The organism is Lysinibacillus sp. DFXJR4 (assembly GCF_057196045.1).
In genome coordinates this window covers 41,402-65,890 of the sequence record NZ_JBXUNW010000018.1, presented here as the reverse complement: position 1 = coordinate 65,890, position 24,489 = coordinate 41,402, and the positions used below count along the sequence as shown (strand labels likewise).

At 35.7% G+C, this 24,489-nt stretch carries 20 protein-coding genes and 1 pseudogene; 9 read left to right on the top strand and 12 right to left on the bottom strand.

Annotated elements, in window-relative coordinates; all coding sequences use genetic code 11:
* Nucleotides 1–83: 83 nt before the first annotated feature.
* Nucleotides 84–511 (bottom strand): annotated as a pseudogene (locus AC2CGN_RS22180) (DUF2935 domain-containing protein).
* A gap of 452 nt (nucleotides 512–963) precedes the next feature.
* Here AC2CGN_RS22180 and AC2CGN_RS22175 point away from each other — a divergent pair.
* Complete coding sequence (locus AC2CGN_RS22175) at nucleotides 964–1,878, top strand: C40 family peptidase (RefSeq protein ID WP_286924401.1); 915 nt, start codon at nucleotides 964–966, stop codon at nucleotides 1,876–1,878.
* Nucleotides 1,879–2,060: 182 nt separating this feature from the next.
* Here AC2CGN_RS22175 and AC2CGN_RS22170 read toward each other — a convergent pair whose 3' ends face one another.
* The 8 genes from AC2CGN_RS22170 to pdxR all read right to left on the bottom strand — a co-directional run bounded on the left by AC2CGN_RS22170 (nucleotide 2,061) and on the right by pdxR (nucleotide 10,140).
* Nucleotides 2,061–2,768: a DNA alkylation repair protein gene (locus AC2CGN_RS22170; protein ID WP_484516281.1), complete on the bottom strand. Its 708-nt coding sequence runs from the start codon at nucleotides 2,766–2,768 to the stop codon at nucleotides 2,061–2,063.
* 70 nt (nucleotides 2,769–2,838) lie between these two features.
* Nucleotides 2,839–3,054, bottom strand: a complete 216-nt coding sequence (locus tag AC2CGN_RS22165) for a hypothetical protein (protein ID WP_484516280.1) — start codon at nucleotides 3,052–3,054, stop codon at nucleotides 2,839–2,841.
* 183 nt (nucleotides 3,055–3,237) lie between these two features.
* The gene (locus AC2CGN_RS22160) at nucleotides 3,238–3,450 is read right to left on the bottom strand and encodes a hypothetical protein (protein WP_484516278.1); all 213 of its coding nucleotides are present in this window, start codon (nucleotides 3,448–3,450) and stop codon (nucleotides 3,238–3,240) included.
* Between the two features lie 106 nt (nucleotides 3,451–3,556).
* Nucleotides 3,557–3,946, bottom strand: a complete 390-nt coding sequence (locus AC2CGN_RS22155; protein ID WP_484516309.1) for a GNAT family N-acetyltransferase — start codon at nucleotides 3,944–3,946, stop codon at nucleotides 3,557–3,559.
* A 95-nt stretch (nucleotides 3,947–4,041) separates the two neighbouring features.
* Complete coding sequence (locus AC2CGN_RS22150) at nucleotides 4,042–5,565, bottom strand: DHA2 family efflux MFS transporter permease subunit (protein ID WP_484516276.1); 1,524 nt, start codon at nucleotides 5,563–5,565, stop codon at nucleotides 4,042–4,044.
* Between the two features lie 358 nt (nucleotides 5,566–5,923).
* Nucleotides 5,924–6,961, bottom strand: a complete 1,038-nt coding sequence (locus AC2CGN_RS22145; protein ID WP_484516274.1) for an ATP-binding cassette domain-containing protein — start codon at nucleotides 6,959–6,961, stop codon at nucleotides 5,924–5,926.
* Between the two features lie 311 nt (nucleotides 6,962–7,272).
* Nucleotides 7,273–7,434 (bottom strand): hypothetical protein, encoded by a 162-nt coding sequence (locus AC2CGN_RS22140; protein WP_484516272.1) that lies wholly within the window; start codon nucleotides 7,432–7,434, stop codon nucleotides 7,273–7,275.
* Between the two features lie 1,275 nt (nucleotides 7,435–8,709).
* Nucleotides 8,710–10,140 carry a MocR-like pyridoxine biosynthesis transcription factor PdxR gene (pdxR, locus tag AC2CGN_RS22135; protein ID WP_429981797.1) on the bottom strand — a complete coding sequence of 477 codons (1,431 nt, stop codon included), beginning with the start codon at nucleotides 10,138–10,140 and terminating at the stop codon, nucleotides 8,710–8,712.
* Nucleotides 10,141–10,495: 355 nt separating this feature from the next.
* Here pdxR and qoxA point away from each other — a divergent pair, with 355 nt between their 5' ends.
* From qoxA to qoxD, 4 genes are all read left to right on the top strand, one after another.
* A complete protein-coding gene (gene qoxA / locus AC2CGN_RS22130) occupies nucleotides 10,496–11,374 on the top strand; it encodes a cytochrome aa3 quinol oxidase subunit II (protein ID WP_484516269.1) in 879 nt (292 codons plus the stop codon).
* A 68-nt stretch (nucleotides 11,375–11,442) separates the two neighbouring features.
* On the top strand, nucleotides 11,443–13,392 hold the full coding sequence (qoxB, locus tag AC2CGN_RS22125; protein WP_484516267.1) for a cytochrome aa3 quinol oxidase subunit I: 1,950 nt from the start codon (nucleotides 11,443–11,445) through the stop codon (nucleotides 13,390–13,392).
* Nucleotides 13,389–13,985 carry a cytochrome aa3 quinol oxidase subunit III gene (gene qoxC, locus AC2CGN_RS22120; protein ID WP_283868049.1) on the top strand — a complete coding sequence of 199 codons (597 nt, stop codon included), beginning with the start codon at nucleotides 13,389–13,391 and terminating at the stop codon, nucleotides 13,983–13,985. The genes qoxB and qoxC overlap by 4 nt, the downstream gene beginning before the upstream one ends.
* Nucleotide 13,986: 1 nt before the next feature.
* Nucleotides 13,987–14,271: a cytochrome aa3 quinol oxidase subunit IV gene (gene qoxD, locus AC2CGN_RS22115; protein WP_484516265.1), complete on the top strand. Its 285-nt coding sequence runs from the start codon at nucleotides 13,987–13,989 to the stop codon at nucleotides 14,269–14,271.
* A gap of 61 nt (nucleotides 14,272–14,332) precedes the next feature.
* Here qoxD and AC2CGN_RS22110 read toward each other — a convergent pair whose 3' ends face one another.
* A complete protein-coding gene (locus AC2CGN_RS22110) occupies nucleotides 14,333–14,887 on the bottom strand; it encodes a helix-turn-helix domain-containing protein (RefSeq protein ID WP_484516263.1) in 555 nt (184 codons plus the stop codon).
* Between the two features lie 145 nt (nucleotides 14,888–15,032).
* Here AC2CGN_RS22110 and AC2CGN_RS22105 point away from each other — a divergent pair, with 145 nt between their 5' ends.
* The 4 genes from AC2CGN_RS22105 (at nucleotide 15,033) to AC2CGN_RS22090 (ending at nucleotide 20,224) form a co-directional block, all read left to right on the top strand.
* Complete coding sequence (locus AC2CGN_RS22105) at nucleotides 15,033–16,232, top strand: MFS transporter (protein WP_484516261.1); 1,200 nt, start codon at nucleotides 15,033–15,035, stop codon at nucleotides 16,230–16,232.
* 216 nt (nucleotides 16,233–16,448) lie between these two features.
* Entirely contained in the window at nucleotides 16,449–17,975 is a 1,527-nt protein-coding gene (locus AC2CGN_RS22100; protein ID WP_484516259.1) for a spore germination protein, read from the top strand.
* Between the two features lie 16 nt (nucleotides 17,976–17,991).
* Nucleotides 17,992–19,113 carry a GerAB/ArcD/ProY family transporter gene (locus AC2CGN_RS22095; RefSeq protein WP_484516257.1) on the top strand — a complete coding sequence of 374 codons (1,122 nt, stop codon included), beginning with the start codon at nucleotides 17,992–17,994 and terminating at the stop codon, nucleotides 19,111–19,113.
* Nucleotides 19,100–20,224, top strand: coding sequence for a Ger(x)C family spore germination protein (locus tag AC2CGN_RS22090; protein WP_484516255.1), 1,125 nt, complete (start codon nucleotides 19,100–19,102; stop codon nucleotides 20,222–20,224). Before AC2CGN_RS22095 ends, AC2CGN_RS22090 begins: the two co-directional genes overlap by 14 nt.
* 1 nt (nucleotide 20,225) lies before the next feature.
* Here AC2CGN_RS22090 and AC2CGN_RS22085 read toward each other — a convergent pair whose 3' ends face one another.
* Nucleotides 20,226–21,170 carry a nucleoside hydrolase gene (locus AC2CGN_RS22085; protein WP_484516253.1) on the bottom strand — a complete coding sequence of 315 codons (945 nt, stop codon included), beginning with the start codon at nucleotides 21,168–21,170 and terminating at the stop codon, nucleotides 20,226–20,228.
* A 142-nt stretch (nucleotides 21,171–21,312) separates the two neighbouring features.
* Complete coding sequence (locus AC2CGN_RS22080; RefSeq protein WP_484516252.1) at nucleotides 21,313–24,483, bottom strand: ATP-binding cassette domain-containing protein; 3,171 nt, start codon at nucleotides 24,481–24,483, stop codon at nucleotides 21,313–21,315.
* Nucleotides 24,484–24,489 lie beyond the last annotated feature (6 nt).

Genomic DNA, 24,489 nt, shown 5'->3' with positions numbered 1-24,489 from the left:
GTTAATTTCGCTGGTATCCCTTGATTTAACTATTTAATAGTATATCTTGTTGAATGACCATAGCCATATTAATTGGATTATTTTTACATTTGTTGATATAAAATTGTTTGAGCAATCCCAATAAAATACTCTGATTCAACAATTATATGATTTAAAACAACTTTAGCTGTTGAATTGGTGCTAATCGGCTTACTTTCATCTATAAGGGAACGACAGAAATTAATAAATTGTTCACTCTGTTGAAGGCAAAAAGAAGTAAGCTGAAAAATATTCTGGAAAAGAGTTTGAGAAACCTGCCCCTGAGAACGATTAACGGTCTCAATATATCTAACTACTTGCTGATGTGTCTGGGCAAATGCTTTTTCCCACTCCTTTAATGCCTCGACATATTCTTGCTCTAGATCTTTTACAAGTTCTCTGATAACAACAGTATGTTCTTCTTCTTGGTGTTTCCAAAATTCGGCTTCATCAAGAACACGTAATGGCATCTGATTTCATAATAAAACTGCATGAATAGTCCTCCATTCTACTAATCTTTTATATGTATACACAATAGAGGCAGAAATAGAACTTTGGAATGGATTTTCCCCCCATGAATGAGACTTCCCAATATACAGATTAAAGCTCAAACCCCTTTTTAATTTCTTCTACATCTCTTTTTGAGTAGGCTTCTCCCCCATGACCACTTCTCAAAAATAATTGTAAAGATATATACGAAACTTATAGATTCAAAGTTGGAGAAAATATAAAAATAAGACATATATCCCTGCATATCTAATTATTTCATATATTATTAGTAAGTTTACCCATGTTTATTGCAGATATTTTACACAGATAAAATTAAGGTTTCAATTTTACTGAGAATAAATAATTAGTAATATTAATGAAAAATCACGCTTATATTTTTCATGCTATTCTTACTCTAGTCAAAGGCGAAAGCTATTTGAAAGGAGTAAGTTTAAATTGAAGAAAAAATGGTTACTACCAATTTTTGCATCCTTTGCACTCTTCACAGGAATGGGTATAAATGATGCTAAAGCAGCGACAATAACAGATTTATCAAATACAGCAAAATCATATATTGGCATCCCGTATAAATATGGAGGTACAGATATTAAGACAGGCGTTGATTGCTCGGCATATACACAATTAGTTTTTGCTAAGTTAGGAATTTCATTAGAGCGTACTTCAAAAGCTCAGTATCAACAAGGTTCTTCTATATCTAAAGACCATTTACAGACGGGTGATCTTGTATTTTTTAATACATCAGGAGACGGTGTTTCACATGTTGGAATATACATAGGTGATAGCAATTTTATTTCTGCTACTACTAGCTCTGGGGTTAAAATAGATAAAATTAATGACCCATACTACTGGGGATCTCGTTACATAGGGGCAAAACGTATTGCAAACTTCTCTGAAAATGAAATTGGCGAAGTTAAAAACGCAGAAATAGATTTTAGCATTTATGCGTCACGTGGAGAGGTTGCTCTTCGACTTGCTGAGATATTACATTTAGATACAAGTGATACAAACTCAAGTTTCCCTGATGTTAAACCATCATCTAAATATGCAGGTGCTGCTGGGGCATTAAAGAAAATTGGTGTCTTTACTGGTGATGAAAATGGAAAATTCAATCCAGGCTCATCTATTACACGCGGTCAATTGTCAAAAGTTTTAGTGGAAGCATTTAAATTAAAACAACAAGGAAATGCACAGGAATTCGCAGATGTTCTCAGTACACATTGGGCATCTAATTATGTAGCCATTCTCTCCTCAAATAAAATTACGGTAGGTAAGGGAGACGGGACATTTGGAGTAAACGATAATGTAACATTGGTTCAATTAGATACCTTTATCGAGCGACTAACTAAATAACTTTTTAAAATGGCGACTCCTGTATGATGGAGACGCCATTTTCTTTAGTACTCGATTCAGGAAAATTTCTTTTAAAGGTTTTATCTCTTTATGATATATAAGTTGATCTATTAAATGGTAAATTTAGGTTATTTAATATTCAACGAATCCCACTAAGAGTGAAAAAATGGAGATTTCATTATTCAACATCTTACATATTTACGTTTGAAACCTAACCTCCCTTTTTCTACTTCTTTCTGGATACTTTCGTATGCGTGTAAAATAGTGCTCTTTTTCTTGTCTCGTTTGAGCTCGACTGGCCCTACTTCTTTCGCAATTTCGAGTGCCATACCATGTAGTGGCACATATGAAATCCCAACAGTGTATAGAAAATTATTCATAGCTGATTTCGTTCGCTCCGGAGCTTGGTGAATCGTATTTTTTACCATTTCAAGCATGTTGGCAATTTTACTTTCTGAAAATTCAACATCAGCTCGATTTCCTAAAAGCCAACAGTAGCAGCTCCAACCAGCCGACATTTTTAACTCTTCCCCACTAGTAATCCATTGATCTGCAACTTCTTGTGCAATATCTGCTTCCGCTAAAGTAACGGCTACCACGTAATCCGATAGCATATAAAAATATGCAGCATCTATCCAACGATTATAATCTGTCAGAGTCATAGCATTTGAATCTGCAATAATACCCGCGAGGTACATGGCATCGTAGTTGCCTGTCGCATAAAGTTCTTCTGCTAATGCTTGATCAATTTTTATTTCCTTTGCAATCGGCTTCATAGCGCCTGTTGCTACGCCAAAAAGTGGTTCATGTGCCCCATTGGACATGTATATTTTTTTAGTTCGTTCCTTACCTAGGGCTTCAAGCTCCTGCATAATCATTGCTACATTCATCTTTTAGCACTTCCTTTTTTATGATTATCCTTAGCGCCTTATTCTTATTTTAATAAGGGTGAGGATAAACTTATTCCTTGTCCCCAATATTCCTTGCCAATCCAATAGCTAACTTCTGGATGACCAAACTGCTCAAAACAAGGAATATACCAACTACCTTATTTTTGACAATAATCGTTTGCTTAATAATATCCTTATCATTAAGTATTTTGTTCCAGTGTGTAGAGAAGCCAAGCCAGTCATTAGGATCTTTACTCGCAAATTCAGCCATATCAACCCAAAACATATTTCGAATCCTTCACCTTTGTCTTTTTCTATTTTAACGAACATGCATTCTGATTTCAATGGATTTGTAAAATACTAAATTTGTTTTCTTATCAAACCCTATAAATTTACTGCATAATGGCTAGATTGACTAATCGCATTGAACCATTGGTTACTTGGCATTTCGATCTCAGTAGAATAATAATTACACCATATTGATATTTACTGTTTCATCTTTTTTAGATGGAACGAATAGTGTTAAAACAAATGCGATAATCGCTAAGATGGTCATGAAATAATAGGCATCACTTGAACCTAAAATGGAGGCGATTGTTCGAATAGCTTCAACCGTAGCATTTGGTGTTTCTACTAGCAATGTTTTCGCATTTGTATGTGGTGGCTCAAAGATGGGATTCATTTATGTATAATCATTCATCTACTCAAAAAAACGTTCATCATTTTTAGATGAACGTTTTTTACGTATGTCTTACGTTATACTATTGGTATTAAAGAACTCGAATACATTATTTGGAGGAAATCCATTCATATTGTATATCAGGTAAATTCTCTTCATTTTTATGTCCTTTACCTATGACTTTAAAACCATGTTTTTCATAAAATCGTTGAGCATTTTCATTTACCTCAAATGTATATAAGGTTAATCTACCGCATGATTGTGTCTTTACTTTATCTAATAATATTTGACCTATACCGATTCCTTGATAATCTATATGAATATACAGTTGGTTTATTTCCCTTCTATTATAAACAATTACGCCGACTACCTTTTCATCCATTAACGCTAAATCTATTTGAAACTGTTCAGGTAATAGATGATTTAAAAAGTAAACGTGATTTTCAAAACTGTGAATTTCTTTTTGTCCAATAGCCTGTTCCTTACTATTTTGCCACATAGCTACCGTTTGTTCAGCGTATTTAGGTTTATACGGAGTAATGCGGACTTTGTATTGGTTTACTACAATCTCCCCTTTGTGGATTGACAAATTATCTATTCCCCCCGAACATCCCTCTGAATCTCCATATCTATCACTTGATTAGGTTTGACTCTTTTAATAAAGAAAGCGAGAATAAGAGCAATCACCGTAATCAATGTTGAAATAAAGAAGGTGAAATTAATACCATGTAGCATGGCTTCATTCATAATTTGTTGTTGTACTTCAGCTGTAGCCTGTGCGGATGATTGAGCAGCATTGGCACTCATATTGTTCATTGCTTTAGCAGCTAATTCCTCTGCTTTTACAGTAGTTATATTGTTCATAACGGTAATTAATACTGCAGAACCTATAGCACCAGATACCTGCTGCAATGTATTGTTCATCGCTGTTCCATGTGGATTATTATGGGCTGGTAACTGATTTAAACCGTTTGTCATTACTGGCATCATAACCATTGACATCCCAAACATACGTAAAGTGTAGAGCACTACAAGAGTAGAATAAGCAGTATGCAAACCGATTTTGCTAAAGTAATAAGTTGTGACAATGGTAATGATCAATCCAATGACAGCCAAAGTTCTTGCACCGTATTTATCAAAGAGTTTACCTGTAATTGGCGACATAATCCCCATGACAATAGCGCCAGGAAGCATTAACAGGCCAGAATCCATTGGTGAAATCCCACGAATAGTTTGCACATAAATCGGCATTAAGATCATGGCTGAGAACATTGCAACCGAAATTACGATTGAAATGGTTGTGGATAAGGCGAACATCGGATATTTGAAAATACGAAACTCAAGCATAGGCTCATCCATTCGTAGCTGACGAAGGATAAAGGTAATTAAAGCAAGTGTACCAATAATAATCGTACCGTAGACAAGTACATTATCCCACCCTTTTTCCCCTGCAGAGCTAAAGCCATAAAGCAAGCCACCAAACCCGATACTGGATAAAATAAGAGATAGTACATCCAGCTTAATAGCACGTTGTGGTGTAACATTCTTTAATTTAAAGGCTGCAAAAATTAAGGTTAAAATGGCAATTGGCAATACCAAATCAAATAACATTCTCCAGCTATAATGCTCGATTAACCATCCAGAAAGTGTTGGTCCAATCGCAGGAGCTGTAATCATTACCAGCCCAAACATCCCCATTGCTGCCCCTCGTTTTTCGACTGGAAATGCAGTTAACATAACATTCATTAATAATGGCATCATAATTGCAGATCCGGCAGCTTGAATCATACGAGCCCCTAATAATACGCCAAATGCGGGTGCAATACTAGCTAAAAATGTTCCCAAAGTAAACAAGGCCATTGCAATTATAAATAACCTTTTATCCGTGAAGCGTTGAATAAAGAACGCACTTGCGGGTATTAAAATCCCGTTAATTAGCATATAGCCTGTTGAAAGCCATTGTACCGCAGTGGCATTGACCTCAAATTCTTCCATAATAGCTGGAAGAGCAATATTTAGTAGTGTTTCATTCAAAATGGCAACAAATGCCCCAATAAATAAAATGGCGATCATGCCGTATGGCGGTTTTGTCTGAACAGATATTGTTTTCTCTGACATGTAGTATCAGTCCTACTTTCTTTCTCTTTTTCATTTACAAACTCTCATCTTAATGAAGCTTCTTAAAAGTCTTATTTCTTCGTCAATGAGTTTAGTAGTTTTTTCCTCCAATCCATTGTAGTGCCCCTTCTGATTTCATAGCTACCACCCCTTTAAAAACCAATCATAAAATTGTTGACGAAAGTATAGAATGTATTGTATAATTAAAATAGGGATAATGCGCGTTCCGTAAATTATACAATGTCTAGCCATATAAATTTATCATAAGACATCATTTATTTCAATGTTTTCTACATAATTTTTTTGCAAAAAAAGTCGATTCCTTCACTACAGGAATTCGACTTTTTCTTTGCTTATCCTATTTTTTCGTTAAACCTTCACTAGTTAATTCATAAATGGTTGATGCTACTTCTTTTAAATAACGCCGATCATGTGAAACACTAATAATGGCTCCACCATATTGCGCTAATGCCTGACACAAAACAGGCGTTGTCAAAGGACTAAAATTTCTCGTTGGTTCATCTAATATCAATATTTCGCAACCATCCATGATCATTTTTACTAACAGTAGCTTTGCTTTTTGACCCCCACTCAGATGCCCTATTGTCTGCTGCATTTCAACGCTAGTAAATTTCATACTGCCTAAATGTGTGAAGGCTTTTGTCATGGCTTCTTTTTCACCAGTTGTCACTAGAAAACGAATAGGTGATAGAGTTGGGTCCAATAGATCCTCATAGTTTTGTGGCATGTATCCTATTTTTAATGAAGAATGTTCCTTTATCTGATCCATAATAATTTTTAATAATGTTGATTTTCCTACTCCATTTTCCCCAATAATCGCCACTTTTTCTGCTCCAGTAATGGATAACTTTATATTTTGGGAAAGTTGTTTATTTGCTATATCAAGTGTTTCTAATGATAGCTCTAGAATTTTTTTATGGCGATGTACATGTATAGTCGAATCAAAGTGAAATTCACTAGCCTCTTCTACTCCTGGTATCTCTAAAAAATCCTCTGTAGCTTTGTCCATACGTTTTTTTTGATTTTTTAATGACTTTATTTTCTTTTGTAATCTGGGGTCTGAGCGTGACACATTCTGATGCTCAGCCTTATTCCATACATCATGCCACTTATTCACTTGTTTTTTATAATCAGATACTTGTTTTTTAGCGATCTGTTCTTGCTTTTGCAAATTGTTTTCTCGATGAAAAAGGTACGATTCATAAGGCTCTTTTGTAAAGGTATATTTAGGTGTTTGCTTGCGATTGGTAAGCTCAATGTGAATAATTGCGTTTTCCGTATTACTGATAAATGTTTCATCATGTGATACAAAAATAACAGGTATCGATGTTTGCTGAATAAATCTTTCTAGCCATTCGATTGTGCCTATATCCAAATCATTTGTCGGTTCATCTAATAAAAGAACATCAGGATTTAAGGAGAGTAGCTTTAAAAAACGATACTTAAATCGCTCCCCGATAAATCACCTATCCTTTTATCTGAAGCAAATGAGTCAATCCTAAAATCATCCATCGCCTTCAACAATTCTTTAGTCCAATTATTTTCTGAAAATAACTCAGTGATGGTTAACTTTTTTTCTTGAGCTGATAGTTCCTGTGATAGATAACCCAGTGAATAATCATTTTTAAGAACTTTTCCTTCATAAGTGCAATAATCAGCAATTAATTGGTCATTATAAATACATTTTTATAGTGTACTTTTACCATTGCCCTCTTCCCCTATTATGACAATCTTATCTCCTTTTTGGGTACTCAGTTGAAGATGATCTATTAACGTTCGATTATCTTTTATCGTTTTGATGGTAAGGTTGTGTATTTCTATCATGTAAATTCCCCTTTCCTTTTTCATGATGTTACTGTTTAATGTTAGTTGTTCATATGCATCACCCCAAATTTGATAAATACAAAAAAAGATGCCTCTGTTTATAAACAGAAGCATCTTGCGCAACGAAAAAGTTTTCACCCTATGTGTAAAAAATCATAGGGCGGTAGATTTAAAATTATGATAGGTGAAAATTAGCTTCTTGTTTATTTATTATGAGATTAGCTTTTTTAATAAATAAACAATTGCTCAAATTTTTCACCCTCCGTTCGTTCAAATTTAATATTTTCAATTTAACACAAAATTCTATTTATTGTCAATTGTATTTTCGTAACTTCAAAATTGTTATTCAAAATAAGGATTCAAAAAATTCCCCTTTAGTATTCTTGTCTAGCTGGTTTTTGCATGTAAATGCTTTCATCCGGTTCTATTGTTTGATAGCTACATTGTAACGGAATTGTATCATTGCCAAAAACGGGACATATAAACTACCGTTATTGTCACCATTGATCTTTGTAGGTAGTTGTTGATGTCAACAGCCCTTGAACAACAAATCAAGCTTGTTCGTCCAACGTATAAATCCGTCCATGTTTTGATACCTTGTAAATAATTCAACATCTTCCACTGTAAACTTAATTTTTTTACCTATTTGTAAATCCATCCCCTTGCAAAACACTAGTATAATCAAAGCTTATCAACTTAATACGTAGCTATTAAATTGTGTACAAAACCAGCCACCTAGTGCCGATTGAAAATCGAAACTAGGTGGCTCGATAGTGTTTTTGACTAAGGTTTAATAGTGTATATAAGGAGTGCCTATTACCCTTATACACAGTTGTGGGAAATTTAAAATATAATAAGTAGTGACTGCCTTGATTTTTTTCATCAGCAGTAAAAGCTAAAAAATTGAGACTGTTAGAACAGGTAAAACACAGAGACAAAATTAACGATACGTGTTGTGAATGTTATAACCTCTTTTAAAAAAAGTGGGTTTTTTACTTGTAGCTTTTTAATAACCCCCTTAACATTTAAATCACACTGAATTAGATAACTACCTCTTACCTAACGAATTTACATGGCAACAAAGGGTTTATCCTATCACCTACCTAATAACTTACAGATTTCATTACCTGTGTGAATAATTGTGAATCAATCCACACTTCAATGATAGTAGATAGCCTTTATGGATTTTTTTCTGATCCATGTCTATATCATAAATAGTTTACGAATATTTTTAACCATCCACTTTGCCACTATTTTAATCATCCATTTGTCTATAATTTACAAAAATTCATCTTCTTACTATAAGCTATTAAGAGCTTGTGCAAACCTTTTAATTCCTTCATCGATTGAATCCATATCTTCTCTAGCATACGTAAAACGGACAAAGCCATTCTGGGATCCCATGGTTGAACCAGGAACATAAATGACTCCTTGTTTAATCGATTCTTCCAGTAATTTTGTTTCACTATAATTCTTCAACACTTTACACCATATGTGGATACCGCCTTGAGGAATAGAAAACGCCACCTGGTTTTTTAAATAAGTATCGAGACTTTGAACAATTGTATTTCGTCTTTTTTCTAATTCTCTAATTAAACTTTTGATATGCAAATTAAAGTTTATTGATTCTAAAAAATCATTGGCTATCCACTGTGTAAAGCTAGAATGACCAAAGTCAATTTGTTGCTTTGCATCAGATAACCTTTCAATAACGGATGTGGGACCAACAATCCATCCAATCCGTAATCCTGAGGCAACAACCTTAGACAAAGAGCTAATGTATAAAACATTGCCATTTTTATCTAATGATTTTAGGGTAGGAATTTTATCCCCAGAAAATGCTGTCAAGCTATAGGGATCATCCTCTACAACTGGAATACCAAGCTTTGAGGATATATCTAAAATAGCCTCTCTTCGCTTAATATCTAAAGAAGTGCCTGTTGGATTGTGAAAATCAGGATTTAAAAAAATCATTTTAATACGATGTTTTTTATATAATGTTTGCAAATCGTCTGGATTGATACCATCTTTATCAACAGATAAATAGTGTATTTGTAAGCCTGCAGATTTAAAGATAGGCAGATTATAATTGTACGAAGGATCTTCGATTGCAATTGCATCTCCAGGCTTTAATAAGCATTGAACAATCAAATGTAATGCTTGCTGCGCCCCTGATGTAATCAGTATGGAAGAAGGTTTTGTGTCAATTCCTCGGCTATCTTTAATATGTTTCATGAGGGTAGTTCGAAGTATTTCACTCCCCTGTGGATGATCATATCCAAGGCTACCAATAAAAGAGCGTGTTGCTGTAATTTCTCTTAATGAGCTTTTAGGGAAAAGATCTTCTGATAATTCTCCTGTCGCTAAATTTATTAATTTGTGTTCCACTGCTTCCTTTCTTATTTTTTGTGTGACAGGTAGATTTGGTAAAAAGGAGCCTGCCTCAATATATCGATTCCAGCTAGGAATTCTTTTCCTTGTGATCCCCCATATATCCTTACTAATGGTTGTGCCACTTCCTCTATTCCGTTCAATAAGTCCCAATGCTTCCAATTCGTCATATGCACTAACGACTGTACTTCTATTTACGTTCAAAACGTTTGCTAAGTATCGCTCTGATGGTAAAGGTTTATCGGGAGGAAATGTCCCATCTGCAATACCTTTTTCAATATATTCTGCGAGTTGTTTATAGATAGCTTTTTTAGCATTTCGATCAGGTTTCCAATCCATATATACTCACCTCTATAGAGCATGATAATTTTTTTTAGCAGTATCAGATTAGCTAAAAAATCAATCATAATATAACATCTTCTGTCACTAACCATCCACTTTATTATTACTTTCACCATCCACTTTAAAATTCAATCCCTATCATCCTATAAAAACCCTTACTAGACGTGTATTTTTCTCGATAAAGCTATACTGAAATTATTTTTTTCGTTTTAGAACATTCTGTGTTATCTTGCAAAACGCCTTGTCTTTCAAAGTATGTGCCTCTATGATAAAAATCAATTGTGAATCAAAATCCATACAAAACCTATAGTAACCGATAGCACTTCAAAGAATTAGTTAAAGGGGTTTGTATATGAAAAAAAGTTGGCTTAAATTAGTCAGTCTTTTCACTATTGTCACTATGTTAACCGGCTGTGACCCGTTATTAGTATTAGATCCAAAAGGTCCTCAGGCTCAAGTACAAGCCAAAGATATTATGCTTTCTATAGGAATTATGTCTTTTATTGTACTAATTGTTTTCGTGATTTTAGCTTATATGTTAATGAATTATCGTGCTTCTAAGCAAAGTCCCGACTATAAGCCTCCCCACATTAAGGGGAGTACAATGGTTGAAATCATTTGTGTAGGCATACCTGTTTTAATAGTTGCTTACATGTCTATTATTTCCGTTCAAAGTAATTATAAGGTGGAATCGACGCCAGAAAAATACAAAGATGAGAAGCCATTGGTCATTTATGCTTCAACCTCTAACTGGAAATGGCATTTTAGTTATCCAGAAGAAGATATTGAAACCGTAAATTATTTGTATATTCCTGCAGAGCGACCAATTGAATTCAAACTTTATTCGTATGGACCGATTACTAGCTTCTGGATTCCCCAGCTTGGTGGTCAAAAATATGCAATGGCCGATATGGTGAATACATTGCATTTGGCTGCAGATAAGCCAGGAGAGTTTATGGGAAGAAATGCAAACTTTAATGGAAAAGGGTTCGCTGAAAACACGTTTAACGTTACAGCAGTGACTCAGGATGATTTTGAAGACTGGGTAATGGAAGTAAAAGCAACAGCAGATCTATTAACGGAGGAAAAATTTAATACGTTACTAGAACCAGGGCATGTGGGACAGTCCACTTACACAGGAACGCATTTAACGTTTTTGCCAGCACCTGAGGGTGAAAATGGTGGACATCAGCATGGTTCTTCTCACGTAAAAGATCATGCATCTCAATAAAACAATCTTGAAATTCTCGAAATGAACTAGTTTACGATAAGGTTGATGTCGAAAGGAGACATAGTCAGATGGATTACTTTGAACGATTTGCGATACCCCATCCAAGCCCGGCTATTTATGCCTCAATGGTCGCTATTGGTCTTACGGTGATAGCGATGATTGTAGGATTAACCTATTTTAAAAAATGGGGCTACCTTTGGCGTGAATGGTTAACAACAGTTGACCATAAACGAATTGGTATTATGTATTTAATTTCAGCCCTTCTTATGCTTTTCCGTGGTGGAGCGGATGCTATTATGATGCGAGCACAAATGGCAGTACCTGACAATAAGTTACTAGATGCCCAGCATTATAATGAAATATTTACAACACACGGAACTGTAATGATTATATTTATGGCCATGCCGTTTATTATGGCCTTTATGAACTACATTGTGCCACTTCAAATTGGGGCAAGGGACGTGGCCTTCCCACGTTTGAATGCTCTAAGTTTTTGGCTTTTTTTCATGGGGGCCATGCTATTAAATATTTCCTTTGTCATTGGCGGCTCTCCTGATGCTGGCTGGACGAATTATTTCCCTCTTGCTAGTAATGAATTTAGTCAATCAGTAGGGACGAACTATTACTTGTTTGCTCTACAAATTTCTGGTCTCGGTACATTAATTACTGGTATTAACATGATTGTTACGATTCTTAAAATGCGAGCACCAGGTATGACATTAATGAAAATGCCAATGTTTACATGGTCTTCTTTCGTCGCAAATGTAATTATCGTTTTTGCCTTTCCAGTATTAACGGTTGCACTTGTCATGGGAACTTTTGACCGCCTATTTGCTACGAATTTCTTCACATCTTCCAACGGGGGTATGGATATGCTGTGGGCGAATTTCTTCTGGGTATGGGGACATCCGGAGGTTTATATCCTGATTTTACCGGCCTTTGGACTTTACAGTGAGATTATTTCTACATTCTCTGGCCGCAATCTCTATGGCTATAAATCGATGGTCGGTTCAATGGTTATTATCTCCTTCCTATCGTTTTTAGTATGGACCCATCATTTCTTTACGATGGGACAAGGTGCTTTAACAAATAGTATTTTTTCAATAACAACGATGGCCATTGCTGTCCCTACTGGAGTTAAAATCTTTAACTGGTTATTCACCCTATGGAAAGGAAAAATTGTCTTTACAACGCCGATGTTATATTCCATGTTGTTTATCCCTACGTTTACAATAGGTGGCGTAACAGGCGTGATGCTTGGTATGTCTGCGGCTGACTACCAATACCATAATACAATGTTTTTAGTAGCACACTTCCATATGGTAATTATTCCAGGTGTTGTATTTGCGATGTTAGCAGGCTTACATTACTATTGGCCAAAAATGTTTGGCTTTATGTTAAATGAAAAAATAGGCAAAGTAACCGCCTGGATTATTGCGATCAGCACCTTACTAGCCTTTATGCCAATGTTCTTCTCTGGCTTAGATGGACAAGCACGGCGTATGTACACTTACTCAGCCTCCACAGGTTTTGGTATGTGGAATATGGTTTCTTTTATCGGTGCAATTGGCCTTACAATTGGCTTTATTTTAATTGTATACAACGTTTATTACAGCATACGTTATGCTCCAAGAAACGTTGGCTCAGATCCATGGGACGCACGTACATTAGAATGGGCTACACCAAGTCCTGTGCCGTACTATAACTTTGCAAAGGTGCCGTATGTCATTTCAACGGAGGCCTTATGGGATGCAAAATATCGTCAGCATGATTTGTTCCCAGAGCAATTTGAAAACATTCATATGCCAAATAACAGTGGTGTACCTTTCATTTTAGGCTGTATTTTCTTTGCTTGGGGCTTTTCATTTGTATTTGGTATGTGGATTCCAACTATTGTTACAACTATCGGTATTTTTATTTGTATGGCGCACCGTTCGTTGGAAAAAGATCCAGGACATTATGTTTCTGTCGAAAAAGTGAAAGCAACGGAATCGAAATTGCGAGGTAGTCAATCATGAAAATCGATCAATCACTTCCTTTAGAATATAGTACACAGCAAAATCAATTGAATATTTTAGGCTTTTGGGTTTTTATTGGTGCTGAAATCATGCTTTTTGGGACGCTGTTCGCAGCTTATTTTGTTTTAGTGGATCGCACTGGAAATGGCCCTACAGGAGCTGATATTTTTGAAATTACACCTGTTTTATTTGAAACTTTTATTCTCTTAACAAGTAGCTTTACCATTGGCTTAGGCATACATGCCATGCGCAAGGGTTATACGAAAGCGATGATAACGTTCTATGTTTTGACGCTACTACTTGGTGTAGCATTTATTGGTTTTGAAGTGTATGAGTTCATTCATTATGTGCATGTTGGTGCAGGATTACAAACAAGTGCCTTTACAGCTACCCTTTTGACAACATTAGGGACGCATGGTGCGCACGTCACTTTTGGGGTGTTCTGGGGTATGTTTATTGTCTACCAACTAATTCAGCGTGGGTTGACGCCTGAGACAGCCAATAAATCTTTCATCTTCTCCTTATACTGGCACTTTTTAGATGTGGTATGGATCTTTATCTTCAGTTTCATTTACTTGAAAGGAATGGTTTGAAATGAGTGATTTATTCCCACTAAAACAAGTTATGGGATTTGCCCTGTCAATTATCCTTACCATCTTTGCAGCATGTGTGTATTTTTTTGATATATCATCGCCCATTACCATGACAATACTTTTAGTCACAGCATTTATTCAGGCTGGCTTACAGGTAGTCGTCTTTATGCATGCTGGTGAAACAGAGGATAAACCTGCGATCTTTACCAATATTTATTATGCGTTGATCATTGCGCTCGTTACCATTTTTGGGACGTTATTATGTATGATTTGGGGATATCTCTAGACGAGAGTATGAAAAAAGTCGTCCTTTACTTGATGAGTAAGGACGATTTTTTTATGACAAACTATCGAGTTGTGTAGCTTAACGAGAGCATCAAATGTACTTTTTCGTTGGAACGATTAATGTATGTGTGAAGCTCTTCGCCATTAAATTTAATGACATCCCATTGATTTAATTGATGAATTTTTTCTCCTACCTTCATCTCCAATTGCCCGTTTAATACAAGGACAATTTCTTCTGATCCCGCTAAGTGACATTCACTGTACGCACTATTTGGTTCGATACAACCTCTATACCATTCCGTTCCATGTGTATTAAATAATGGCTCGACAAACCAATCATTATTATTTCCTGAAAATTGGTAATTTGATCCAAATCTATGCACTTCTATATTTTCCTTAAATGATAGTAAAGAGACAAGTGGAATATTAAGCCCTCTACATATTTTCCAAAGAATATTGACGGTTGGATTCGTTTCCCCTCTTTCAATTTTTCCTAACGTCAATTTACTAACATTACTTACATTTGCTAAATCATCAAGACTCATCCTTTTGCTTTTTCGAATTTCTCTTAGATTAAGCCCAACTTGACTAGATAAGTCAATATTTTCCTCATTCAACGTGTCGCACCCCTTCTGTTGACTTCATACATTTAGTATATTATAGTATACAAGTCGGTTAATTATAGTTTATTTATTTGTTTAGAAAGTTAACTATAGTATATCAAACAATCATTCATATTTACAAAAAGAGGTGTTTTCAGTTATGACTAAATCAAAAAATCTTACAATTATTTGGAGTGTTTTTTCATTGTTTATACTCTCTATGAATCTACGAGCTTCCATTACATCCATCTCACCAGTATTGAAAAATATTCAAATGGATTTACAGATGTCTAGTGTAGTAGTAAGTTTACTAACTGCCCTACCTGTTTTTTGCATGGGGATTTTTGCTCCATTGGCTGGGAAGTTAAGTGAAAGATGGGGTATTGAATTGACGATTGCTTTATCCGTTTTATTAATTGGTGTTTCTACGGCATTGCGTTTTGTAGCGACTTTTCCATTGCTTTTATTACTAACAGCTATTTTTAGTGGGATAGGTATCGCCATTACAGGCCCACTGATCTCTGGCTATATTAAAAAGGAATTTCCTAAATATTCTTCTACTATGATTGGTGTATATTCAGCAGGGATGGGAATTGGAGCCTCTTTAAGTGCTGGTTTAGTCGTGCCTGTTATGCATGCTTTTCATCAATCGTGGAATGCAGCTTTAGCAATATGGTCAGTATTCGCACTTATGGGAATCATTGTTTGGATGCCTATTATCAAAAAATCAAAGCAAGCTGAAGTAACAATCGAGAAATCTGGCAGTCAAAAAAGCCGATTACCTTGGGGAAATCGATATGTTTGGCTCCTTATGATAATGTTTGGTTTACAATCAGGTGTTTATTACGCCCTGGCGACCTGGCTCGCTCCAAAAGTGCAGGACGTTGGTTATAGTGATGCCTACGCCGCAACAACGGTAACTATTTTTTCCGTTATGCAAATGATTTGTAGCTTTATTATTCCGATTTTAATTAATAATAGTGTAAAGAGAAAACCTTGGATGCTACTTTGTGCGTTAAGTTCTTTTATCGGCATTCTGTTATTAATAACTGGCGGGATGTCACCCATTTTCTGTGCCACATTAATGGGCATTGGTGCTGGAGGCCTATTCCCATTAGCTATGATTCTACCATTAGATGCAACTGCTACGCCAAAAGAAGCAAGTGAATGGACTGCCATGGTTCAATTTGGTGGTTATATTATTAGTGGCATTATTCCGATGCTTGTTGGTGTTATAAAGGATGTAACAAACACTTTTGACTTTGCATTTTTCGCATTATTATTTATTTTAGTTGTATTAATGCTGATGACGTTTAAAGTTAGAGCAAAAAATGATTCAAATACTTACTTCCTTCAATAGAGAAAAAAGGTCGAAGCTACCATTAGCACGAATCATAAGTGATTTGTGCTATTTTTTTCTAATTAGCAATGGGTGAAGGAGTACTAAATAAAGACTGCTATTTTAGGCTATACATTTAGCGATGCCTATTAGAAGATGTACAAAATAAGTATAGAACGCCCTTCAAAAGTCAATTCTATAAACTAAGTTAGTAATGAAGGGAGCCTATAATTCTGCATGCAATTTAAACTACCTTTCAATAAAAAACAACCACCATCTGTCGAAGCGGCGCCTAAAGAAAAAGAAAATCTTGTGAGGGTCGCTATTGCAACAGATCATTTTATTCAGTCGATTAAAAATGCTACAAATAATCCAGCTGATTTAATCATTAAGACGATTCCACCGAACCTTACGCTTTTTTATATCGATAAATTAGTTGACAATCAGACTTTGAATAATGATATTATCGCCAATTTACAAAACAAACCACATGATACGCCAAATTCTATTGAGGCTGCACTTTCTGTTCCTGAAGTCGTTATATCCAGTCTACTAAAGGAAGCAATAGATGGTATCGTCAATGGTTCTGTTGTTATTCATGTCGGGGGCTTCCCGCAAGTACTTTTAGTCAATATCGCTAATAGAGAATCTAGAGCTTTAGCAGCGCCTGAAAATGAATCACAAGTAATTGGCACACAGGTTGGTTTTAATGAGAGTCTTTCCACAAATATTTCCGTAATCCGCCGTTACATAGTGTGTCCCGATCTTTGTAATGAAAAACTAAAAATTGGCACGCGCACCAATACTTCTGTTGCACTCTTATATATGAATGGGATTGCTAATAATCAAATGGTGAATACCTTGCGCCAACGAATCACAGATCTTCATCTCGATGAACTACTCGATAGTGCAGTGCTCTCTGAAATGATTGACGATAACTCTCTATCTGTCTTCCCACAGATGTTGTTAACTGAAAGACCAGATAGGTTTTGTGATGCGATTTTAGATGGCAAAATAGGCATGATTGTAGATGGTAGCTCCTTGGCCATTATTTGTCCGCAATCATTTACTGAATTTTTTCAAAGTCAGGAGGATCAAAACTTAAGATGGCAAATTGCCACGTTTGTTCGATTATTACGACTTGCTGCCTTCTTTTTATCCGTCTATTTAACACCTTTTTACGTAGCAGCTTTAACCTTTCACTATGAAGTCATTCCTCAAGCCTTTTTGGTGCCATTAAGTGAATCTAGAGCCTTGGTTCCTTTCCCACCTATATTCGAGGCATTACTATTGGAGTTTATCATTGAATTACTACGAGAAGCTGGGGCAAGGCTACCAACTAAAATTGGTCAAACCATTGGTATCGTAGGTGGTATTGTTATTGGGACAGCAGCTGTGCAGGCAGGTATTACAAGTAATATTTTACTGATAATTATTGCTTTAAGTGCACTAGCATCATTCACGTCACCAAGTTACATGATGGGCAATGTGATTCGACTAATTCGCTTCCCGATTATTATACTAGCAGGATTTTGGGGCTTTTATGGCATCATGCTGGCTTTTTGTTTCATTCTTATTCATCTTTTACGTCAAACAAGTCTGGGTGCCCCGTATCTGTCTCCTTTCTATCCACCTAGGATGAAAGAAATGCGGGATAGTATTATCAGGATGCCTATTCCGTTAACAGCGAAAAGACCTGCTTTAACTAGAGCAAAGGATAAAAATAAATTCGAACCTGAGCCTGTAAAACCGGAAAAAAGTTGAACTGAAGGTGAAATAAATGAAAAATCCTATACAGCTTAGCCCTAAAGAGATGATCAACGCTTATATGCTTTTTTTTGTCGTGCATGGCGCTCAAGTTGGGGTTGGTATACAGGGATTTCAACGCATTATCTACCAAGAGGCAAGACAGGATGCATGGATTTCAGTTCTTCTAGCTTGTATTGCCACACATATCGTCGCCTTTTGTATGATTAAAACATTAGAGATCTATGGCTCCAATGATCTATACGGAATACAGCAAGATATCTACGGAAAATGGATGGGCAATTTTTTAAATGCTATGTATGTCTTTTATTGCTTTGTCGCGTTTTTTTCTGTTTTACGAAATTATATTGAAGTTATCCAGGCATGGATATTCCCCAGTATAGGGACGTGGTTTCTTTCAGCTACTTTACTAATCATCATTATCTATGCCTTTACTGGCGGGCTTCGAGTAATAGTGGGTGTGTCTTTTTTCAGTGTTATTCTCTCTCTTTGGATAATTCCGATGTTAGCCTTCCCGCTGAAGTATTCCAGCGTAGACAGTCTTTTTCCTATTTTAGAAAACGACATTCGTTCCATCTTAAAAGGTGCACACTCGATGACATTTACCATTATTGGCTTTGAAATTTTAAACGTTTTTTATCCCTTTGTAAAAGATAAAAAAAATATTCGAAAACCTGTGCATTTAGGGTTATTGTTTTCAACTTTTATTTATTTATCAGTCATGCTAGTGTCGATTACCTATTACAGTGAGGGAAAGCTAGTGAAAACAATATGGGCAACATTGACTTTATTTAGTTTTATCAGCTTCCCTTTTATAGAGCGTTTTGAATTTGTAGCTGTTTGTTTTTGGATGCTGATTATTATACCGAATCTATGTCTGTATTTATGGGCTGCTTACCGTGGAGTAATTCGATTAGTCAATATTCGAGGTACAACATTTGTTTGGATATTCTCTTGCTTTGTGTTTATCGCCACATTAATTATCCAAACACGCACACAGATTAATACGATTAACACAATATTTGGACATACAGCCTTTTATGTTGTCTTTGTCTACCCTATTTTACTATGGCTTTTGGCTATACTAAAAAAGAACTTCCGATTGAAGAAGGTGCAAAAAAATGAACAAACTTAGATGCTGTTTTATTGTACTTCTCTCCCTAATTTTTTTATATGGTTGTGTACAGACAAATATTTTGGATAAAGTGGGATTAACAACATTAATCGGCTACGATGTAGGAACAGAGAAAAAAATTTCTACAACAGCGGTAATTCGTGAAGTCAATCCAGAATTCCAAAGTAAGGTGGAGGTCTTGACGACAGAAAACGATACAAGTAAAGGCAATCGTATGGAAGCCAATCGAAAGCTTTCTAAAAAAATTATGGTCGGTCAAATGCGGGTTGTTTTGTTTGGCGAAGAATTGGCGAAAGATGACCTCCACTATTATATTAATACCAATTTAGAAAATGCTAATGTCAGCAATAGTATTTATATGGCAGTGGTAGAAGGTAAAGCAGCACCATTTCTGAAATATGAATATAAAGATATTGAAGATATCGGCCAACATATATTCAGGCTTATTGAACAAAATATTGAACAAGAATATATGATTTCGGCAACGCTCCATCAAATAGCTCATGATTATTATTCAATTGGTAAGGATTTAGCGATGCCGATTGTCAAAAGAGATGGTGAATTTGTGAAGTTAAGTGGCGTAGCTCTGTTTAAAGGTGGAAAAATGGTTAGTTCACTCCCTGCAAGAGATAGTTTTTATGTAAAGATTGTTAGGGATACATTTAAAGTTGGCTTATATGAGGCAATTTTGGAAAAAGAGGATATTCCACCTAAATTAAAACATAAATCTTCAGACAAAATCACTGTAGCTTTTGATGCGATTCATTCGAAAAGAGATATGGTATTGGTGGATGCATCGAAGCCAGAGTTTGATTTAAACATTCAAATTCGATCAAGGGTATTAGAAGTTTATCCTGACATCAATCAAGGCCATCGAGAAAGTGTGGCTGCACTTGAAAAAGCGATCGAAAAAAAACTGGCGAAGGAAATTACAAGAGTGATTGCCCATAGTCAGGAAGTCGAATCTGATATTTTTGGTTTTGGAGAGAAGTATCGAAGCGCTGTAAGACATTCCAATCTAACCAAAGATAAATGGCATAAGATGTATAAAGACATGAAAATAAATGTAAAAGTCAAATTTGTGATCTTAAGAGACGGCGTTTTTGAATAAGTTATTTATGGCCTGTCATAATGGACATAAAATTATGAAAGAACATATCATAATAGATATCGAACGCAATGCGGTGTCTTTTTTTTCCATCATTTAAATTCTCATAGGGTCGTGTTTCCGCTATACTTTGCCCTCTAGCAGGTCCCTCTAATTTATCGACAACTGTTACAGGGTACGACTCATAAATGAACATATTAGGATAAATCGTTGCCATAAGTGTTAATGCATCATGTACGGGGCTCCCAAGAAGTGAAGGGTCCCGTTCTTGATAAAATCGGGTATAATATTGCATTAAGGGTTTGAGGATTTTCGTTTTTCCAAAAGAATCGATATAATCAACCATTCCCGGTGTGACAATGGCCTTTTGTGTGGCATTCAAAGGAATGATCGTTACATTCGTAGCGTAAGTGAGTACAATATTAACTGCAAATGGATCTCCATGAAAATTTGCTTCCGCCACTGTTGTGACATTGCCAGGCACCCAAAATGCCCCACCCATCATATAAATTTCCTTCACATTCTTCATGAGTTTATTATAGAGAATAAACATCGTCGCAAGTGAGGTAAGACGACCGATATTGACGATTATTAGCTCATCTTTATATTTTTCAATAATTTTGATGATCTCCCAAAAGTTTTCGATTTTTATTTCGGGATCTTCATTCGGTATAATGGGACCAAGCCCTCGTTCCCCATGAATTTCTGGATAATATGTTGGCTGTTCTCCCGTTAACGGAATCTCTGCCCCCAAAATAACAGGAATTCCCTTAGGAAAGTCAAATAATTTCATTACATAATAGATATTGGATACTGCATCCTCTCTCGATACATTTCCGTAATCAGCGACTAGCCCTACGATTTCTATTTCTTGGTTTAATCTTGCATAGATTAAAGCAACGGTATCATCAATTCCAATATCACCAAATAACAATACTTTTTTTACCAAAGAATATCTCCCCTTTTAATACCCATCCATTAACTTATAATACGGTCGAGGTGTCAAAGACGACACTGTTTGAATTTCTTTGGAAATTGTTCAACAAAAAACCCATTTGCAACGGATTACTGCAAATGAGTTTTTTGGTTTTTTAATTATTCAGCTCAAGGTATTGATAAATCGCCATCATCTCTTGTTTATTCAGCTCTCTAATGCGATTGAAAATAGGAATATCGGCAACAGCCTCAAGTTGTGTGCCTTCTGAAACAACATCTTTTACTGTGCCAGTTAACCAAGTTTGTACGTCAATGCCATCGACGATTTCCTTTCGTCCTTCTTCATTGATTCCACTTGCTTTACAACTCACACAAGGAACAGATAATTTAAATATACCATCATGAAGATTATCCTCTGAAATGACTTTCTTCCCTTTACAGAATGGGCATGGATGACTTGTTTTCACCTTGTTAAGTTGCGTAACGATTTTTTTGTAGCCAAATGCCTCATAGACATACGTTAGTTTTTTGAATTTTCCATTGGTGAAATATTTATCGATAATGGCTTCTCGAGTTTCGTTAATAGTAGCAAAATCACAGATGGTAATTAGATTTTTATTGCTTATTGCTTTCATGTTATCCTTAATACTATCCCAGAATGGCAGCGCGTTTTGTAAAACGATTTCATAACCGACAAATCTTGCAAGCTCTAATTCAAGCATTTTCAACGATACCTTTGTTTCCCTAGGTAGTAAGGAAACATCGGTTGTAAGCGACATATCTCCCCCAACGATGGCTTTGATTTTTTCTAGCTCCGGTAATTCCCCAACTGTTTTTATAACCTCATCAATCGGTTGATGAATAATTTCACGTATATCGAAATCACCGAATTGTAATTTCTTTTGGTGATTGAGGACCGAACCATGACATATTGGGCAAGGTATCATCACTCTAGTTTCTTTCATTTGCTCTTTAATGATTGATTTGGAAATGACAATATAGCGACCAATAATAAAATTAAAGCCTTCCCATTTTTTTGAGGATTTCGTTGCTTTATCATAAAATGATTTTTCCCAATAACCATATAAAAATGTATGCTTTTCATCTTCGGTCATGTCATTATAGCTTTTACTAATATCTTGCCCAAGTTCATTTTTTATCTCTTCAAAGAGGAACTCCAGTTTGGAATGTTGATAGTATTTTAAGACCTCCATCACATCTGGATGTAGTAATCCATCCCAAAATGGAACGTTTTTGTCTTGAATGACAAGCTCAAAATCAAATTTTTCGATTTCTAATCTTCCTGAACAGCTTGGACAATGATTTTCTTGACTAAAGAAATCGAAGCTTCTTGTATCCTTATTTGTTGGATGTGCAGCAATAATGCGATTTATGAGTCCAGCTATTTCATATAAAAAACTATATTGACTATACAGATGTCTTTCAAGATCAATAGCTATGACGGGGGCTATCTTGATTGATTCATATTCACCATAAATGAGACGGGCCATTGAGGATAGGCTTTTTAAGATGCCACCTTTATAAACATTTTCTGCATTTTTAAAATAACTTATAGGATGGTCTTCTAAGTATTGAATACCATTTCTTGATTCCAGCGTGGATGCGATTTGTAATGGAGCTGTATCTTTTGCATAGTTATCCTGATTAAAATAGTGTTCATGGCTCACCACCTCAAGATGTGTCACTGGCTCCTGCTGTCTTTTACCAAAATCAACAATAAAATCTGAGCTTTCTAACATATAGGCATTGTGCTCAATCATCATGATGGAGATGGATTCTTCTTGTAAAATGTCTCTGATACTATCAATAAATTGATTTAAAATGTTTTGAGATAGCCCTTTAGAAGGCTCATCAAAGATAAAGAGTGTATGTGGATTTCGAGAATTTGCAAACAACTCTGACACTAAATGCACACATTGGAATTCACCAGTTGATAGGGATTGTGTTTTTCTTTCCAGCGTCAAATAACCAAGTCCAAGCTTAATAAGCAAGCTTAGACGCTTATGGGCAATATCTTCATTCGGAAGTTCGTCAATAATATCCTCAATCGAGCGTAGAAAAATATCATCAATATCCTCACTATATTTGGTTAATTTCTTTTTAATATCGAGGAATGTTGCGACAGTGGAACGGCTAGTAATCGATTGGTTGCGATCTTGTCCTATCATCACTAGTTTATCTTTTGGATAGCGCTTTACAAAATCCTTTGCAATACACTCATTGACAAGTGTTGACTTCCCACAGCCTGACTCTCCTGTAAAGGTTACCAGTCGGTTTTGAGGGATTTCTATTTCGTCCATTTGAATATTTCGGCAATGTAATTCATGGAATTGATAGAAGGTAGTTGGTTTTTTCTGATTTCGTTCCCAAAAGACTGGCTGTGGTCGAGGAGATGCATCGACGATTTGTCCACCATATTTGCCACTACCTGGTCCAAAGAATATAGGCTGATTAGCCGTGTCTAGCACTGTATCGGAATGATCGATAAGCCAAATTTGATTTTTAGAGCCTAATTGCTGTATTTGTTCTAAAATTTTAACTAGGGTGTTATGATCAAGACCAACAGAGATTTCATCAATAATTATGACCGTATTTTCACTTGTTGCCATAAATTCTGCTAAGTAAAGTCTAGTTAATTCCCCTCCTGACAAGGTGCCCATAATGCGATTTAATGTTAAATAGCCAATATTCATTTGGATAATATTTTGAAGAATATGTTGTTTCTCTTCACTAATTTTTAATTCCTTTGTCAGGGAAAAGATTGTTTCGATGCTTAAATTGTGAATGTCAGATATACTAAATTGTTCATTCCATAAAGTTACTTTATGTTGTTCTACTTCCTGACTATAGCGCTTGCCCTCACATTTTTTACATTCTATATTTTTTGTTGTACCGCGTCCTTTACAAGCAGGGCACCAGCCCAATGCATTGTTAAAGGAAAAAACCTCAGGAGACAGATGGAATTCATCTGCCAGTCGATCACGAATCTCTTTAAAAACACCCGTATGCGTGCCAATTGTTGAACGTGGATTTGTAGAAATGGATGATTTCCCTAAAAAAAGAACTAAGGGCATGTCCTCCATTTTGATGGCACTGAAATTTGTTTCCATAATATTTGGAAATAAATATTGATATTCTGCCTTTGGCAATAAAGAAACAAGGCGTTTTTTTGATTCTTCCCCAATTGTTTGACAAAATGTAGTTTTTCCTGATCCTGACAAACCTGCAATTCCTAGTGATTGATCCTCTGGTAAGACAACATCTAACCGATTAATATTGTTAGCAATTAGTTGATTGATCTTCATTATATT

What these genes read in the sequence shown, in the direction of transcription:
- AC2CGN_RS22170 (WP_484516281.1), bottom strand. Translation starts at nt 2,768, where the DNA reads ATGAATGTAGCAATGATTATGCAGGAGCTTGAAGCCCTAGGTAAGGAA.
- AC2CGN_RS22165 (WP_484516280.1), bottom strand. Translation starts at nt 3,054, where the DNA reads ATGTTTTGGGTTGATATGGCTGAATTTGCGAGTAAAGATCCTAATGAC.
- AC2CGN_RS22160 (WP_484516278.1), bottom strand. Translation starts at nt 3,450, where the DNA reads ATGAATCCCATCTTTGAGCCACCACATACAAATGCGAAAACATTGCTA.
- AC2CGN_RS22155 (WP_484516309.1), bottom strand. Translation starts at nt 3,946, where the DNA reads ATGTGGCAAAATAGTAAGGAACAGGCTATTGGACAAAAAGAAATTCAC.
- AC2CGN_RS22150 (WP_484516276.1), bottom strand. Translation starts at nt 5,565, where the DNA reads ATGTCAGAGAAAACAATATCTGTTCAGACAAAACCGCCATACGGCATG.
- AC2CGN_RS22140 (WP_484516272.1), bottom strand. Translation starts at nt 7,434, where the DNA reads ATGAAAAAGGAAAGGGGAATTTACATGATAGAAATACACAACCTTACC.
- pdxR (WP_429981797.1), bottom strand. Translation starts at nt 10,140, where the DNA reads ATGGATTGGAAACCTGATCGAAATGCTAAAAAAGCTATCTATAAACAA.
- qoxA (WP_484516269.1), top strand. Translation starts at nt 10,496, where the DNA reads ATGAAAAAAAGTTGGCTTAAATTAGTCAGTCTTTTCACTATTGTCACT.
- qoxB (WP_484516267.1), top strand. Translation starts at nt 11,443, where the DNA reads ATGGATTACTTTGAACGATTTGCGATACCCCATCCAAGCCCGGCTATT.
- qoxC (WP_283868049.1), top strand. Translation starts at nt 13,389, where the DNA reads ATGAAAATCGATCAATCACTTCCTTTAGAATATAGTACACAGCAAAAT.
- qoxD (WP_484516265.1), top strand. Translation starts at nt 13,987, where the DNA reads ATGAGTGATTTATTCCCACTAAAACAAGTTATGGGATTTGCCCTGTCA.
- AC2CGN_RS22105 (WP_484516261.1), top strand. Translation starts at nt 15,033, where the DNA reads ATGACTAAATCAAAAAATCTTACAATTATTTGGAGTGTTTTTTCATTG.
- AC2CGN_RS22100 (WP_484516259.1), top strand. Translation starts at nt 16,449, where the DNA reads ATGCAATTTAAACTACCTTTCAATAAAAAACAACCACCATCTGTCGAA.
- AC2CGN_RS22095 (WP_484516257.1), top strand. Translation starts at nt 17,992, where the DNA reads ATGAAAAATCCTATACAGCTTAGCCCTAAAGAGATGATCAACGCTTAT.
- AC2CGN_RS22090 (WP_484516255.1), top strand. Translation starts at nt 19,100, where the DNA reads ATGAACAAACTTAGATGCTGTTTTATTGTACTTCTCTCCCTAATTTTT.
- AC2CGN_RS22080 (WP_484516252.1), bottom strand. Translation starts at nt 24,483, where the DNA reads ATGAAGATCAATCAACTAATTGCTAACAATATTAATCGGTTAGATGTT.